This is a genomic window from Bradyrhizobium barranii subsp. barranii, assembly GCF_017565645.3.
Lineage (GTDB): Bacteria > Pseudomonadota > Alphaproteobacteria > Rhizobiales > Xanthobacteraceae > Bradyrhizobium > Bradyrhizobium barranii.
In genome coordinates, this window is record NZ_CP086136.1 from 6,451,232 (window position 1) to 6,466,377 (window position 15,146).

The 15,146-nt window shown below is 63.5% G+C and carries 15 protein-coding genes and 1 pseudogene; all 16 read right to left on the bottom strand.

From position 1 onward, the window contains the following. Positions 1–6: 6 nt before the first annotated feature. Positions 7–1,416, bottom strand: coding sequence for a phage tail sheath C-terminal domain-containing protein (locus J4G43_RS31335; RefSeq protein ID WP_208087337.1), 1,410 nt, complete (start codon positions 1,414–1,416; stop codon positions 7–9). Between the two features lie 84 nt (positions 1,417–1,500). Beyond that, positions 1,501–1,983 (bottom strand): hypothetical protein, encoded by a 483-nt coding sequence (locus J4G43_RS31340; RefSeq protein WP_208087338.1) that lies wholly within the window; start codon positions 1,981–1,983, stop codon positions 1,501–1,503. A 21-nt stretch (positions 1,984–2,004) separates the two neighbouring features. Further along, on the bottom strand, positions 2,005–2,625 hold the full coding sequence (locus J4G43_RS55390; protein WP_208087339.1) for a hypothetical protein: 621 nt from the start codon (positions 2,623–2,625) through the stop codon (positions 2,005–2,007). Further along, positions 2,622–3,515, bottom strand: coding sequence for a hypothetical protein (locus tag J4G43_RS31350; RefSeq protein ID WP_208087340.1), 894 nt, complete (start codon positions 3,513–3,515; stop codon positions 2,622–2,624). Before J4G43_RS31350 ends, J4G43_RS55390 begins: the two co-directional genes overlap by 4 nt. A gap of 6 nt (positions 3,516–3,521) precedes the next feature. Further along, positions 3,522–6,728: a DUF4815 domain-containing protein gene (locus J4G43_RS31355; protein ID WP_208087341.1), complete on the bottom strand. Its 3,207-nt coding sequence runs from the start codon at positions 6,726–6,728 to the stop codon at positions 3,522–3,524. 2 nt (positions 6,729–6,730) lie between these two features. Then, positions 6,731–7,249 (bottom strand): BW3TFN family phage tail fiber component, encoded by a 519-nt coding sequence (locus tag J4G43_RS31360; RefSeq protein ID WP_208087342.1) that lies wholly within the window; start codon positions 7,247–7,249, stop codon positions 6,731–6,733. Positions 7,250–7,266: 17 nt separating this feature from the next. Beyond that, positions 7,267–8,130 (bottom strand): IS21-like element helper ATPase IstB, encoded by an 864-nt coding sequence (gene istB, locus J4G43_RS31365; protein WP_208083951.1) that lies wholly within the window; start codon positions 8,128–8,130, stop codon positions 7,267–7,269. Then, positions 8,090–9,629 (bottom strand): annotated as a pseudogene (gene istA / locus J4G43_RS31370) (IS21 family transposase). Before istA ends, istB begins: the two are co-directional and overlap by 41 nt. A 92-nt stretch (positions 9,630–9,721) precedes the next feature. Beyond that, complete coding sequence (locus J4G43_RS31375; protein ID WP_208087343.1) at positions 9,722–10,570, bottom strand: hypothetical protein; 849 nt, start codon at positions 10,568–10,570, stop codon at positions 9,722–9,724. A gap of 94 nt (positions 10,571–10,664) precedes the next feature. Then, complete coding sequence (locus tag J4G43_RS31380) at positions 10,665–11,426, bottom strand: baseplate J/gp47 family protein (RefSeq protein WP_225005230.1); 762 nt, start codon at positions 11,424–11,426, stop codon at positions 10,665–10,667. Then, positions 11,426–11,839 (bottom strand): GPW/gp25 family protein, encoded by a 414-nt coding sequence (locus J4G43_RS31385; RefSeq protein ID WP_208087344.1) that lies wholly within the window; start codon positions 11,837–11,839, stop codon positions 11,426–11,428. The genes J4G43_RS31380 and J4G43_RS31385 overlap by 1 nt, the downstream gene beginning before the upstream one ends. 56 nt (positions 11,840–11,895) lie before the next feature. Further along, positions 11,896–12,732: a phage baseplate assembly protein V gene (locus tag J4G43_RS31390; RefSeq protein ID WP_145832158.1), complete on the bottom strand. Its 837-nt coding sequence runs from the start codon at positions 12,730–12,732 to the stop codon at positions 11,896–11,898. 1 nt (position 12,733) lies between these two features. Beyond that, positions 12,734–13,261, bottom strand: coding sequence for a hypothetical protein (locus J4G43_RS31395; protein WP_208087345.1), 528 nt, complete (start codon positions 13,259–13,261; stop codon positions 12,734–12,736). Between the two features lies 1 nt (position 13,262). Beyond that, a complete protein-coding gene (locus tag J4G43_RS31400) occupies positions 13,263–13,616 on the bottom strand; it encodes a head-tail joining protein (protein ID WP_208087346.1) in 354 nt (117 codons plus the stop codon). Continuing rightward, positions 13,616–14,059 (bottom strand): hypothetical protein, encoded by a 444-nt coding sequence (locus J4G43_RS31405; protein ID WP_208087347.1) that lies wholly within the window; start codon positions 14,057–14,059, stop codon positions 13,616–13,618. The genes J4G43_RS31400 and J4G43_RS31405 overlap by 1 nt, the downstream gene beginning before the upstream one ends. Before the next feature lies 1 nt (position 14,060). Beyond that, on the bottom strand, positions 14,061–15,119 hold the full coding sequence (locus J4G43_RS31410) for a major capsid protein (RefSeq protein WP_166342921.1): 1,059 nt from the start codon (positions 15,117–15,119) through the stop codon (positions 14,061–14,063). Positions 15,120–15,146 lie beyond the last annotated feature (27 nt).

A 15,146-nucleotide genomic window follows, 5' to 3' on the forward strand; every position in this document is an offset into this window, starting at 1 on the left:
TCCCCGTTATGCGAAGAGGTTGCGGATGTAGTCCGAGACGAGATGCGACCGGAAGGTCACACGCTCGGCCGGGCACGGCGGGGTGAAGTCATACGAGAACGTCACATGACCCTGCGAGATGTCGGCTTCGGTGTTGAACTCGGGATCGACCCAGCAGTCACCACCGAGGATCGCACCGCGCACGCGAAGCTGGCGCATGTACGCCTTCACCGATGCGGTCACGTCCTCGAAATACTGCTTGGTGATCGAGCGATCCACCGCCCAGCGATGGGCCTTCGCGATGGAGATGTCGATCATGTCGCCGGTACGCGAGACGGACAGGAAGGCGAACTTCGGATCGGCCGAGCAGGTGCGGTTGCCCCACAGATACCAACCTTCGTCGCGGATGAACGTCGCGATCTCATTCTCGTTGAGAATGTTCGCGCGGCTGTTCTTGTCGCCGTAGGCGTAGTCGATGGGACGGCCCAGGCCGCCGATGCCATAGACCTCCTTGTTCGACGGCGACTCCCAAAAGCCCTTCTCGTTGTCCACGCGCGAGATCAGGCCCGCCACTCGGGCGGACGAGTGTTCGAGCGCGTAGGTGCTGGTCTTCACGGACCAACCCGAGACGGTCGGATCGACGATGAACACGCGGCGCGTGCCGTGGTCGTTGCGATAGGCGAACGCAGCGGCATCGGTGGTCGAGGGACCATCGGCGATGATGTGCGCCTTGAAGCCATCAGCCAGTTGCTTCAACTCGCTGACGACCGGGTTCGCCGAAGCGCCGATCTGGATCGTGATGGTCGCGCCGGTGCCGTCGCCGGTGACGGTCGCGGTCAGCGGCGAGACGATGCCGAAGCCGAGCGAGTCGAACTCAAGTCCCGTGATCTTGCCGCCGGTGATGATCGGCTTCGCGGTCGGCAGCACCGCGCCCGCACCGCCGCCCGTGAAGGCCACGGTCGCCTGGGTGTAGCCGTTGCCCTGCGCGGTCACGGTATGACCGGCCACGCCGAGCGGACGCTGATGCGTGAAGCCGGGCGCGATCAGGATCATCGGGGACACGCCGCACTCGGCTTCGGCCGCGCGGAAGACGTGAATGCCGGTGAACGCGCCGGTGTCGGCGTCAACACCGCCGATGATCTTGGAAAGCTGCTCGTTCTCGGTCTGCGCGTCTGCGACGCGGACCACGACGATGAGCGCACCGCCCTGATCGTAAATCGAATCGATGGCCTGCGGCAGACTGCCGGTCGCGCCGATCATGGCCGCCGCCTGACGACGGTTGACGAGTACGGGAGTGTCGAGGGGGAACGCCACTTCGTTCGCGGCCTGCGCGGTGCCGATCAATCCGATGACGGACGAGCGGACGGTCTGGATCGGCCGGGGGCCGCTATCGACGACGACAGTCTCGACGCCGTGAAGGAAATCGGTAAGGGACATCTGTTCTCTCAATCCTCAGTATTGGGATTGAGCGTACCCTAGCGACCGCCCTGCCCGGCGTCGGGACCGTTTCGGTATCCCTTGTTACAGGGTTTGTGCGAGCGTGAAGAGGCCGACAAGCTCCGCTTCGCTCTTGTTCAACTGCTCAGCGCAGCCGACGACGAACGGATGATTCATGTCGAACTCCGTCGTCCATTGCCAGCTATCTTGCACGTCCCGCGACTGCGAAGCGACGTACTCTTCGATCTCGTCACGAAGGCCGAGCATGTTCATCGCGAGACGGATTTGTCGGGCGCTCGCCTTCAGCGGCGGTTGCGGGATCGGCCGGGTAACGAGTACCTGGGCCACGACGCCGTTAACGCGCTCGAAGCTCGCGCTCACGACCTCTTCGCCAGCGGGAGGCACCGCAGGGCTCACCCGGAAGATGCCGATGCTCGCGAGGTCTCCGTCTGACCAAAGCTCGGCAACCTGCCAGCCATGCAGTACGTTGCCCGCCCTGAACGACTGCCCGGCGAAGATTTGAGTGAAGGCCCCGGCCGGGGATTCTTGAACGACGATCTTGTCCACGATAGCTCCGATTGATTGTTGTTAGGTCCAAGACACGCTTGCGGACGCATCGGCACCGGCGTTTCCATTGCAAGGGACAGTGCCTAACTCTCCGTCGTTGAAGAAGCCTGCACCGCCGCCACCGCCGCCACCGCAGGTCAGCGTGAGAGTGGAGCCAAAGGCAGGCGCACCGGCGTCATACCAGTTCCAAGTCCTAGAAACGAAGCCACCCCTGCCGCCAGGGCCGCCGGACGCTGAGATAAGGATGGCTCCGCCGCCGCCAGAGTTGCCGCTGCCCGCCGCGTTCGTACTGCCGCCGCTGGCGCCGCCAATACCGCCGCCAGCCCCATTAGTCGGCCCGAACTCAGGGTCATAAAGTCCGTTGCCGCCACCACCGCCGCCATACGCGATAAGGGTGCCGCCGGGAAATGAAAACCACGATGCGCCGCCAGTACCGCCGAAGTAGGCGTTGGCACCGCCTGCGCCTGCAAGGGTGTTATTCGCACCGCCGCCGCCTCCACTCGATCCCCAAATTTGCACGGTGAGCGTGGTGTAGACCGGGTTAAGAACTCCGCGCGATCCGACACCGTAGTTCGCCGAACCGGGCGTCGAGGGCGGCTTGGTTGACATCGGCCCCATGCCACGAAGGAAAGGAAGGATCACGTCAGCTTCCCTCCCGACACGGCGATGGCGACGCCGGCATCAAAGCCAACAGCGTAGGACAAGGCGTTCCATGCGCCGCCCCCGGTGTTGAACAAGGGGACCAAGCCACCAATCGGGTAGATGCTGCCGCCGAGTGATACCGTGAAAGCTCCGCCGTTATTCCATGAGACCATGCCCGTTTGTCCGCTCTTGGCGTTCGCGAATACGAGAGTCACGTTTCCGACAGTGACGAACTTGAAGTTGACGCCCTGGGACAGGTCGATGGTCACGTTGCCGCTGACGTTGCCGAGGTTGACCACAGCAGCCGCAGACCACGCCTGATCGGTCGTGACGACATCAGCGCCAGTGTTCGCCTTGAGGTTCGCGGCGGTTGCAATGGCCTTCAGAGCCGCCGCAGCGAGGCCGAGATTGGCTCGACCATTGGCCTGCATGGTGCTGTTCAATCCCTGCGCCGCCGTGTCGATGCGGAGTCGGTTCGCGAGAGCGGACAGGATCGCGTTGATCTGCGTCATGTCGGTAAGCTTCGCGGCAATCACGACAAGGGTGTCATAAGCCGGATCGACGCTGCCCTTCAGATCGTTGATGGCCGTCGTGATCGCGGCCCCGTACTGATCGACGATGGTCGTGTGCAGTGCGGCCGTTGCCGACGTGATCATGTCCATGACGCGCTTCACAACGGGCACGGCGACCTGTGTCGTGCCCGCAGTTGCTTCGGCCGCCGATGCGAGCCGCACGATGCCATTTTCCGTCTCGGACGCGGGGGCCACGACCATCGCTTCCATGTCTTCGCTGATCGCCGTGATGGCGTCACGAATCCGCTGCGCGTCCTCACGCGCAACGTTGTCGGGATGCGGAAGCGGATAGCCGCGCTCGGTGGTATCGTTCGGCATGGTCGATTAACCCGTGGTGGACTTGACAGCGACTGCGCGGATGTTGCGTGCGTTCGAGCGAGCGGCGGGGCCGCCGCTGATCTTCACATACGCGCGCGAGGTGGCGAGGTTGACATGATCGAGCATGTACTGGCGCTCTTCCCAACCGTCGCCGAGAGGCGTCGCCTTTTCGAGCGAGAGCGCGTTCCACACCGGAAGGCCAGCGCTGACGCCCGTCTGGATTTTTGCCTCGAACGTCGCAGTGCCGGGCAGATACACGTCGAGGATCAGGCGGACCTTCGAGTCGGTGCCCGCCTCGAAGGCGCGCGTGATGTAGTCGCCGTCCGCCTGGATCGCGCCCGCCACAACCTGCACATAAGGCAGCATGATCGGCCAGAGATTGGCGGACCCGGTGACGCGCAGACGGACCTTCAGCGTGCCAGTGATGGCCTGCGGGAGCGAGACGTTGACCGCCGGGGCAGTCACATACTTCGTGCCGTTCGGGGCCTCGAACTCGACCTCGATAGCCGTGCCTTCGGGGCGCTCGGCCGCGAGCAACGACATCAGGTCCGAGCAGGCGACGACGGGCAGTTCGCCGACCTCGATGGTCCGCACCGCTTGGGCGAACTTGGCGCAGCGCAGGCGGAAGCCCAGCGAGCGGCCCGGCTTCGGCAGCCAGGTACGCGAGTCCGAGCCGTCGAGGAAGGTGCCGAGCGGGAAGGCGTTGCTCGTCACCCATCCGTTGATCTGGTCGAAGCCGCCCAGGTCGGCGATGGCGACCGAATGGTTCGTGTCTTCGGTCAGAAGCGTGATCGCATAGCTGCGATCCTCGCGCAGCGTGACGGGACGTTCGAAGGCGGCGAAGGTCCAATCGCTTTCGACGCGGGGCGCAACCGAGAGCGGGTCGATGACCTTCACGGTGTTCATGTCGAGGATCGACTCGGCGACGACGCGCTCGGTCGGAAGGCCAAGCTCGACCTCGCGGATTTGGACTCGCACCGGCTTGCTCTTGTCGCCGACCTTGGTGAACTTCACGTCCACGCCGAGCGCCTGCCGGGGCTCGCTCAGACGGAAGGTCTGAGCAAGCGGGTCGGCGCTATACCAATAGGTGGTGACGATGGTGCGTTCATTGGTGATCGTAGTCAGCCAGCCGTATGCGGTATAGAGCGCGTTCGCGGTCGAGCCGCCGACGCCCTCGAAGGCGACGTGCTTCACACCGACCGGGACGCCCGCCGGAATCTGGAACGCCGAAGTCAGCGTGCCATTGCCGTCCGCGCGGATAGTGCCCGCCGGGGTCACGTCGATGTCGTCGAACGTCACCTTCTTCAGGACTTCGTTGTAGCCCCACTTGTGGATCGTGAAGCCAACCGAGCGCTGGCGGATCGTCTCTTCCGCGACAGTCGCGTTGTTGACGATGCGATCCGTCGTCTCCGTCGTGGTGCCGATCAGCGGGCCAGCGGCGAAGTTGGTGCGCTGCCACGCGACGCGCGACGTGAAGACCGAGGTCCAAACGTCCTGGGTGTCGGTCCAAAGATCGACGGACGGATCGAGCGCAACATCGGTCGCCGGGGGACCGAACGAGGCATAGGGGTTGATCTTGGATTCGCCGGTGATCTGGCGCTGCTCGAACACGTTCTCGAACGTGTACGTGAGCGCCGTGTCGGCAGGCATCGTCGTGACGGTCGGGATGATCGGCAGCCAGAGCAGGCCGCCAAAGATCGCGCCGGTCTGAGGAAGGCCCTGATCGCGCATGTCGTCGTCGAGCATCGGATCGACGAACACGCCGCGCTTCGAGGCGACTTCCTTCCGATCCACGTCGCGCTGAAGCCGCTCTTCGGCAACCAGTGCGTAGAGGTCGCTGACCATCGTTTCGAGGCTGCGCAGATCGGCGAACGGCATGCGGACGGTCGCGACCTGCTTGATGGCCGGGACGAGACCCCAATTGTTGTAGACATCGGCCAGCTTGTGCAGCGTCGGCGCGACGGTCGTCGGCTGCGGCGCGTACAGCGAGCTAATGCCCTTCAGGTAGGAGATCACGCTCTGCTGATCGACCACGATGGCGTCATAGCGCGGCAGCTTCGTCTCGTACTTGATGAACGCGGTCGTGTCGTCGGCCGCGCCGGTGATGTCGAACCCATCGCGCGTGATGTTGGTCGGCTCGGCGTTGGTCAGGTAGCGATACGTGACCTGATAGGTCGAGCCCGGCGCGATCTCCGCACCGCTCGGCGACCAATCCACGGCCGCGCCGGTCAGCTTATAGTCGGAGGTCGGCGCATAGGTGGTCGCGCCCTGCTTGACCTGACGGATCGAGAGGACGGTGGGATCGGGCAAAGTATCGGAGGCCCCACTGAAGTTGCCATGCGTCAACGTCACCGTCTTCTCGGCGATGATCGTGACTTCCTTGATCGAGGCGATGGGCGCGAACCGCACCTTGATCGTCTGCGTGCCGGAATTGACGGCATGCGGCTCGTCATCGAGCAGCATGATCTCGGGCTCTTCGGTAACGCGAAGGCGCGCGGAGGCAGGCCGGGTCCGCTTGTAGCCCCAAACGTTGATGGTGCCTTCCGAGATCGTGAAGGTCTGCTTGCTGGACTCGTCGAGGCCGAGCGCCTTGACGTTGAAACCTTCCACGACATAGCCGCCGTGCGCCTCGCGGTCATAGCGCGCGAGCAGGTTCACCCAGGCGTCATCCATGCCGGGCTCGTTCGGAGTGTCGATAGTGCCGTCCTTGACGGTATAGATCGGGAAGAAGTCGCCTTCCTGGCCGTCGCCTTCATAGCCCCAACGGCCGAGCATCGCGAGCGCCGATGCGCCCGGCTCGCCCTGCGCCCGCGTGCCCGGAGCCATACCCTTGAGGGTCGGATCGTTCTCATAGGTCGCGGTGAAGGTGCGGAGCCAGATGCCGATGACGACAGTGCCAACGGCCGAGATGACGAAGCTGCGGGCGTCGATGCTATGCACCGCGCCGCGAATGTAGACCTTGGCCGCCGCCAACTGCGCCTCGACGGTTGCATTGATGATCGGCCCGAGCACGATTGAACCGCCGCTGACGAGAGAACCGTCACGCCAGAACGCATCGGCGACGCCCTTCAGGCGGTTCGCTTCGATGTCCTGAATAACGTTCAGTTCGTTGCTCGTCAGGAAGCGATCATAGTGGGCCACCATCCGCTGATAGCCCTTCGCCGGATCGAAGGTGTTGATGTATGCCGGGAGGGTATCGCGAGCGTCAGCCATTTTCAGATCACCAGAACGTAAGAGAATCCCTGCCGCTCACTCGGGGAGCGAACCTTGCCCGCGAAGCGGTCGAGCAGGAGCAAGTATCCAGGTTCGGCGACCTGATCGGGAGTCAAGTACAGTTGCCCTTCAGGCACCCCGGCCTTGCGCGTGCCATCGACGAAGATGCCGACTTCGCGGATCGTTTCGGTTGCCGCTTCGAGGTAATCGAAGAGCACGCTGCAATAGAGATAGCGAGTCGCCGTCGTCGAGATCGTCCAACGCGCGCCGTCCGGCGTGCTGATGTTTCCGTTGTCATCCGGCACGACGAACTCCACCGACGACGCGATGCGACGGCCCACTTCGTTGACCAAAGCGGTCTCGTCGGAACCAAGCTGCGGCGTTCCATAGACGACATGCGGCTGTACGGTAGCGCTGGCCACGATCTGACCACCATTGACGCGCGTCACCGCGCCGGTGTTGGCGTTGTACGTGTAGTCACGCGGCGTCTCGAACGTGAGGGCGCTATCGACGCTCTTCACGGCCAGCGTCGAGACTGTCAATCGGCGTTGGACTGGGACCCCCGATCGGCGTCCAAAGGGGACCCCTTTGATCGGCGAGTCTTGATGGTAGCGCTCGCGGCGTCGGAGCTGGCCGGGGTTGCGGAGACGGCGCGAGCGCGGGTTGTTTGATCGTCGTCGCGGCTTTTAAAGCGCCAGCTGTCGTTACCGGTCTCGACGATGTCGCAGTGATGAGTCAGCCGGTCGAGCAGCGCGGTCGTCATCTTGGCATCGCCGAACACGCTCGGCCACTCGCCGAATGCCAGATTGGTGGTGACGAGGACGGAGGCGCGCTCATAAAGCCGGCTGACGAGGTGGAAGAGAAGCTGACCGCCGGACTGGGCAAAGGGCAAATATCCGAGCTCGTCCAGGACAATGAAGTCCATGCGGGTTAGGTGCTCGGCAAGCCGGCCCTGTCGCCCGTTGCGGGTCTCGGTCTCGAGGCGGTTGACGAGGTCGACCACGTTATAGAAGCGGCCACGGGCGCCGGATCGGATGCAGCTTCGCGCGATAGCGATGGCCAGATGGGTCTTGCCGGTGCCCGTTCCACCGACCAGGACGACGTTGCGTTGCTGGGCGATGAAGCCGCCGCCGGCGAGATCATTGACAAGCGTCTGGTTGATCGGCGTGGCGTCGAACTGGAAGTCTGCGATGTCCTTTGCAAGCGGCAACTTGGCGATGGTGAGCTGGTATTTGATCGAGCGGGCCTGCTTCTCGTTGATCTCGGCGGAGAGCAGATCGCCGACGATGCGCTGGGGTTCGTGCTGGCGTTTGACGGCGGTCGCCATGATCTCGTCGAAGGCGGCCTTCATGCCGTAGAGCTTAAGCTCGCCCATGAGATCGAAGATTTGGGTTCGTTCCATCAGTTTGTCCTCCGGAGGTTGTCGTAGCGGGCACAATCGGCGATCGGCGCATGGCGAAGCGTCAAGGCGGCCGGCGTCATGATGTTGGCCGGTGGGGCAGGTTCACGTTGACGAGCCAGGATGTTGAGCACGACATCGGCGGAATGAACGCCATGAGCGACCGCCTCGGCGCAGGCGGCTTCCACCGCGGGCAATCCGTCTGTCAGCACCGCATTGAGGATATCGACCATCTGTCGATTGCCATCGTCGGCACCGGCGAGTTTGCGCCGTACACGCTCAATCGCTGCGGGCAGCACCCAGTCCTTGAAGGGAGCGCCATTACGCAAGGCACCGGGCTTGCGCACAAGCACGGGCACATAGTGCCAAGGGTCGTAGACCGTCTCGCCGCGACCGAATGATCGCGGATGTTCGGCAACGACCCGGCCGTCCTGGCGGATCACGATGCGGTCCGCATAAGCCTGGACCTCAATGGGCCGCCCGACCGCGCTTGCCGCAACCGAGTACTTGTTGTTGTCGAAGCGCACCAGGCAGGTCTTGGAGACCGAGGCCGGGACGGCATGGAAGCCATCGAACCGACCTGCATAAGGCACGAGATTGGGTCGCTCGGCCTCGAAGATCTCCCAGACAGTCCGGTCGGCGAACTCTGGATGCCGATGCGCCTTGGCGTAGGCGATACATTTATCGAGCAACCAGGCGTTCAGCTCGTCCAATGTCTTGAAGCGCAGTCGCGGGGTGAAAAAGCGTTCGCGGACCAACCCGACCTGGTTCTCGACCTGTCCCTTCTCCCAGCCCGACGCTGGCGTGCAGGCAACCGGATCGACCAGATAATGGCTACACATCTGCAGGAAGCGCTGATTGTAGAGGCGGCCTTTGCCGACAAAGATCGTCTCCACCGCCGTCTTCATGTTGTCGTAGATGCCGCGCCGGCAAGTCCCCTTGAACAGTGCGAACGCCCGGTCGTGGGCGTCAAACACCATCTCCTGCGTCTCGCGCGGATAGGCCCGAACAAACAGCATCCGACTGTGGCAAAGCCGGACATGCGCCGCCTTCACGACCACCGTGGTTCCGCTCAACAGGACGACTTCGTGGCTCCAATCAAACTGGTAGGCTTCGCCGGGCGCAAAGCTCAACGGCACATAAGCTGAGGTCGTCGAGGCGCCACGCTCTCGGCTCCACCGCCGCGCATAGCGACGAACCGCGTCGTAGCCGCCGGCATATCCGAGGCCGCGAAGCTCTTCGAACAAGCGAATCAGCGTCAGCCGTTCGCGCGTCGTCTTGCTCTCGTTCGCCGCCAGCAACCGGTCAAGCTCGGCACTCCACGGGCCCATCTTCGGAAGCGGCTGCGTCTCTCGCTCGTACCGGAACTCCGTCGCCTCCGAGCGGATGACCTTGCGGACCACCTTGCGCGATACGCCAAGCTCCCGGCAGATCGCCTTGATCGGCTGACCATGAACAAAATAAGCGCGACGGATCTTCGCAATCGTCTCCACCACCAGCATCCCAACCTCGGCTTCCATGACTTGATGGAAGCCACTGTGGACCCTTGTCCCGGGGTCCCGATTGGATGCCGATTACCCCGAATACGGGGTCCTTATTCCATGCCGAAACACACTCCGTAAATCGTGTACTGTTCAATGTTGGAGTAGGAAACGCTCGGCCACGGCCCGCGCGGCCAAGGCATCGGAACGTCTTTCGCGTAGTCGATCTGCTCGCCCGAGAGGGACGCCTGGATAGCGACGACGGAGGGCTCGACGACCTCGCCATCTAGCATCGAGCGGTCGAGCACGAAGCCTTCCTCGAAGCGCGCAACGCCCTCCACGGTGCCGTAGAGACCGCCGTCCATCTCGACGTTGAAGTCGATCTCCCCGCCGTGCTGCTTGCCGAACGAGAGCTTGGGCTTGATGCCGGGAAGATAGACGCCGGACCAATCGTCGAGCAGCGCGCCGTCGAGGCGCATCATGTCGAGACGCATCGGCCGGATGTCATAGCCGCCATAGATGCGGCCCAGGACGCTCGACGCCTTCTTCGAGAGGTTCGCCAGCCCGATCAGGTTGAGCAGCGTGTCTTGGTCGGGTCGCTCCGTGAGCCCGATCTGGAACAGGCCCCAGCGCACGGCTCCGTGGTCGCCACGCTCATAGAAGCCGTCGAGGCCCAGCCAATCGAAGACGATCTCATATGCTTCCACGCGGCCACGGAGCGTCTGCCAGCGCTTGCCTTCCTTGTAGAGCATCTGATGGTCAGCGGCGAACTCTGCCGCGTCTTCGAGGCCCCAATGGCGCAACAGCCACGGCAGAACGTCTTCAGGGATCACGTCGAGGTAGCGCACGTCGATGATCGACTGCACCAACGCGGCATAGCGCGAGCGCGAGTCGATGGTTCGGACAACGGACCGCTGAAGCGGCGTCGTGTTGCGCGGGACAATGTCGATCAGGTCGGTCATCAGTAGGACCGACCCTTGAAGTTGAGCTTGACGGTGCCGAGCGCCACGGCCTCATTGGGCTCCGCGCGCGTGTAGTCGTCGGCGGCGGGCGTAATCATGACGTCCGGCGGACGCCGGACGTGCGCAGGGACGCGATCACGAAGTCGGCCGTGAAGTCCCACCCCAGGCGGCGCGCCGCAGCGAACTCGGTCTTGAGGCGATCTTCGGCCGTCTGCAACTCGCTCGCCGGGGCTTCCGGCAAGAGCCATACATCCGCCTCGACATTGACGACGCGGATCACGGCCGGAACGACCGCGATGTGATCGTTGTCGCCGCGAACGAGCGGGTCGTTGAGCGCGGCGGTGACGGTCGCAAGCAGATCGGCGCTGGCGACGCCGTCGCCTTCGCTGGACAGGATCGATACCTTGACCCCGCCCATAGCATCGCCCGTAATGCCAACGTCCGCCACGCGGAGCGGGTCGGCAGCGAAGGCGTACCTTTTGTACCAATTGTCGGTGAAGCCGCCCTGCCCCTTCTTACGCTCGCGCAGCCGGCGTCGCAGATCGTCGAGGGACTCGCCATCGGCTTGCGTCATGTTCCAATCGGACGCCTGCGCGATCAGGTCGGCGCCCTGCCCGAAGTCAAGCAGCGTCGCGCGGAAAGTGTCGTTCAACGACGTGACGTAGAGCAGGTCGCCGTAGGCGGCGTGGCGGCAGAAGTTGTTGATCGGGTCCGAACGCAGCATGTACGTGTCCCAATCGAGACCGGCGGTCTCAAGCAGGCCGCGCATCTGCGCAATGCGGGCGTCGAACAACGCCTGGAACGCGGGCTCGCCCTCGATGACAGGCAGCGGCAGGTTCGGCAGCGGCGCGTCCATCAGACGTAGCTCCCGACGACCATGTTGGCAGAGAGGACCACGCGGCCACGCGCGTCACGGGCTTCCGAGTAGTCGCCGAGATGGCCGCGCGGGTAATAGATGCCCTCGATATCGAATTGGGCGTTGCCTTGGTCGGTCATGTCGGCAAGCTCCATCTGAATGATGCGGAAGCGAGGCTCTTCCGCCATCAGGGACTCGGGGTTCTTGCGATTGATCGCTTCCGGCACGGCCGCGTAGAAATCGATCAGCGTGACGGGCGACACGGCATGGTCAACAAGGCGCGGCATCTTCGAGCCGAAATCGCGGGCCATAACGAGCGACTTCAGCGAAGTGCTCAGAATGGTCGCAATCGACTGCCAGACATCGTCGATGCCTTCGAGAGGCTTGCCGGTGTTGAGGTCAATGGTCGCCATAAGGCGCACCGTGCCGCGTCGGCACGGTCGCTTACAGCCTGATCGGGTCGCCTATATCAGCCCTTCTTGGCGAAGGTCTTCAGGGTCGGGATGTCGCTGACGACTTCGACGCGATCCTGCGGGCGCTCGCTGGTATCGTCGAGGCCAAGGAAGGTCGCGGCGGCGACCGCAAAGATGTCGGACTCGTGGAGCGCCTGCCCGGTCTTCGTCTTGATAGTGTCTTCCGCCTCGATCTCGACGTTCTCTTCCATCTCGATCTTCAGGTTCTTCGCCTTCAGCGTGATCGTGCCTTCCTTCATCACGATTGAGCAGCCCGTGCCCTCAATCGTGATGGTGCCCTTGTCCTTAAGTCCCTTGATCAGCCAGTCGCCCGTCGAGCGGTCATAACTGATCTCGCCAAGGATTTCGTCTTCCTCGCCGTCCTGCCCGTCCTCGCCACCTTCGCCGCCGTCTTCGCCACCCTCGCCACCCTCGCCGCCCTGACCGTCATTGCTCTTCGGCTTCGCGAAGATTTTGCGCCAGACGCCCGCTTTGTCGGTCGTTTCCTTCTCGTCTTCGTTCTCAGGCGTGTACGTTCCTGCCGGATAGACCTGCGCCGTCGCAAGCTCGCCGCCTTCGGCAAGCAGAACGACCTTTTCGCCCTTCTCAAGGAAGTGCGTCTCGCGGTCGCCCTTGGCGCGCATGCCGCCAGCCGGGAGCCAATCCGTGATGTTGTGGTTGTCTTCGTCGTTCTCGTCACCGATCAGGACGCGGTACGCCGGGGGCTGCCGCTTGTAGTCCACTTCCTTGATCTTGCCGAACTTGACGACATCCTGCGCGCGCCGATCGATGTCGGTCGCCTCCGGGTCGGACACGCCGCCGGTGCTCGCTGGATCGCGCAGAAACTTGACCATGCTACTTTCCCGCCAGGAAGTCCGCCATGTCGGCGTCGAGGTTGTCCGCCGTGGCGCGGGGACGCCATGCGGTGCGATAGATGACCTGCCAAACGAGGCCGATAGCGCCAATGGGGCGCTTGACCTGCTCGGTGATCACGTCGATGTCGGACTCGAGCAGCCGCATGCGCGCGGACTCGAAGCCGGGGATCACGAAGCCTTCAAAGGCCGCTTCCATCTGCTCTGCGATGTCGTCGAGCTTGTCGTCAACGGTCTCGCCGCCGAGCAGCATAGCCTCCGTGACAAGCGTCAACTCGCGCTCGATATAGGTCGCGTCGCCCTCGACCCCGTAGTCCTTCTCGGGGTTGTACTTCTCCATGCGCGCGTAGACGAGAATGGCCGGGCCATCCTCTTTCAACTCTTCCTCGCTCACGGGAGCCATACGGCTCGCGAACACGCGGCTCTGCGCGGCCGTGCGGTACTCGCCGTCAACACTATCAGCGAGCCGGGCTCGGAATGCGTCGCGGATGCGCTTGCGAGGATGGGCCACGTCAGTCGTTCGCCATGAGCAAGAACAAGGTCAGGCCGGTGCCGTCCGGTCGCTTGTCCTCGATCCGATATTCTTGGCCCTTGATCGTCAGCTTCTCGCCCTTGCGACCGCCCTTGTTCAGATCGGACGTGCGGCAGAGAAACGTCGGGCCGGATGACGTGACGCTCGCGCCCATCTGCATTTGGAATTGCGTCCCGTTCCAACGGTTCGGATTCCAATTGCTGCCTTCGTCGTCGAACTGGCCGGGGATGTCCTTCGGCTCGACGGCTGGATCGCGGCTCACATAAGACGCCTCAACCCCGAACTCGTCGGGGTTGAGGAAGATCAGCAGATCGTTGTCGGTCTCGACCGGCATCAGACGCCCGATGCGCGCAATGCCAGAGCAGCGTCGATCTCTTCGTCGGTGATGTCGAACCCGACGATCTCTTCAATCGGCCCCTGCTTCGGCTTGCCCTGACGATGGCCGGACTTGAAGAAGTCCTTCTTTTCGTCGAGCAGGTCGATTGCGGACGCGATGTCCACGACGCGAGTGCTCGCGCCGTCCGTCTGATGCGAGGCGGGAGGGACTTCATCAGCGGACGGCGCGTCGCCGGGGGCATCACCGGCGGACTCGATACCAGCGAGCGTGCTGGCGGAATCCGGAGCAATCTCGGCCACGGCCGAAACCGGGTTCTGATCGAGAACGACGCGAGCAGGCCCGAGGGCTTTCGCTTCGTTCTCGGTCATTTCGACCGGCGTGCCGGGCGGAATATACCGCCCGTCACGCTTGATCGTTACGAGGCCGCGATACAACGGCATCTCACTTCACCTTCGCGCCCAGGGTGCCGTTCACGCGGTAGGGCGCGATCAGCGGGGCGGACTGGCCGAGGATGTACCGCACGGACGGGTCCTCTTCCTCCCAGGACTTCACGAAGAAGTCGCGGGGCTGGATACCGGCCTTGAGGTCCATGATCGCGCCGAAGTGGCGGACGCCCTCGATCTCACGCGAGGCCATGACGATCTCGCCAGCCGGGAGCACGTCCTTCTCGACGTTGTCGAGCGGATCGACGTACTTGTCCGCGTGAACCCACAAACGGTAGTCGCCGAACTGAGCGACCAGACGGATGCCGGGGGTGATCAGGATCGGGCCGAGCGAGGCGCGAGCCGATTCCAGAGTCGCGGCGGTCATGTCGATCTGAAGACGCATCGCCTTAGCGACCGCATCGCTGTCGGGACCGGCCAGCTTGGCGCGGATGGTCTTCCACACGTCGCTCGCCATGATCACGTCACGGCAGGTCAGGGACGAATGATCGAAGATCATCTGGCCCCAATCTTCGATGTCGTCGAGCGGGTTGACGGCGGCGTTGTCCCACTTGTCGGTGCCGGTCAGGACGATGCTCAGTTCGGCATCGCGGCCGAAGTCAACAAGCTGCTCGGGATAGTCGTCGCCCTTCAGGACGAGCTTGCCGGTACGCAGCACTTCGGCCGACATGACTTCCAGGCGGCGGGTCCACATATCCAACTGCTCGCTCACGGCGAAGCCGATGGACGCAGCAAGACGCTGCTCGGGCGACAGGGAGCCGCCGATCTTCTCGCCTGCGCGGCGCTTGAACTGGCCGCTCGGCTTGAAGACGCGCTTGTCCTTGATGTAGGCCGGGGCGAGCGACTGAGTCTTGTAGCCCTTCTCGCGGATCACCTTGCCCGCGACGATGGGCGAGACGAGCGGCGAGATCAGGCGACGGCCCTTGACCGAGTCGAACTTGATGTCTTCGGTCTCGGAGGTCTCGGCGGTGGTGAAGAAGGTGTTGAGGAAGAACGCCGGGTTGAGCGGCAGTTCCTCGACAACACGGTTCAGGGCGGTGGTCGAAAAGAGGTCCATAGGTCGGGCTTCCCGTTTTGCTTTCGT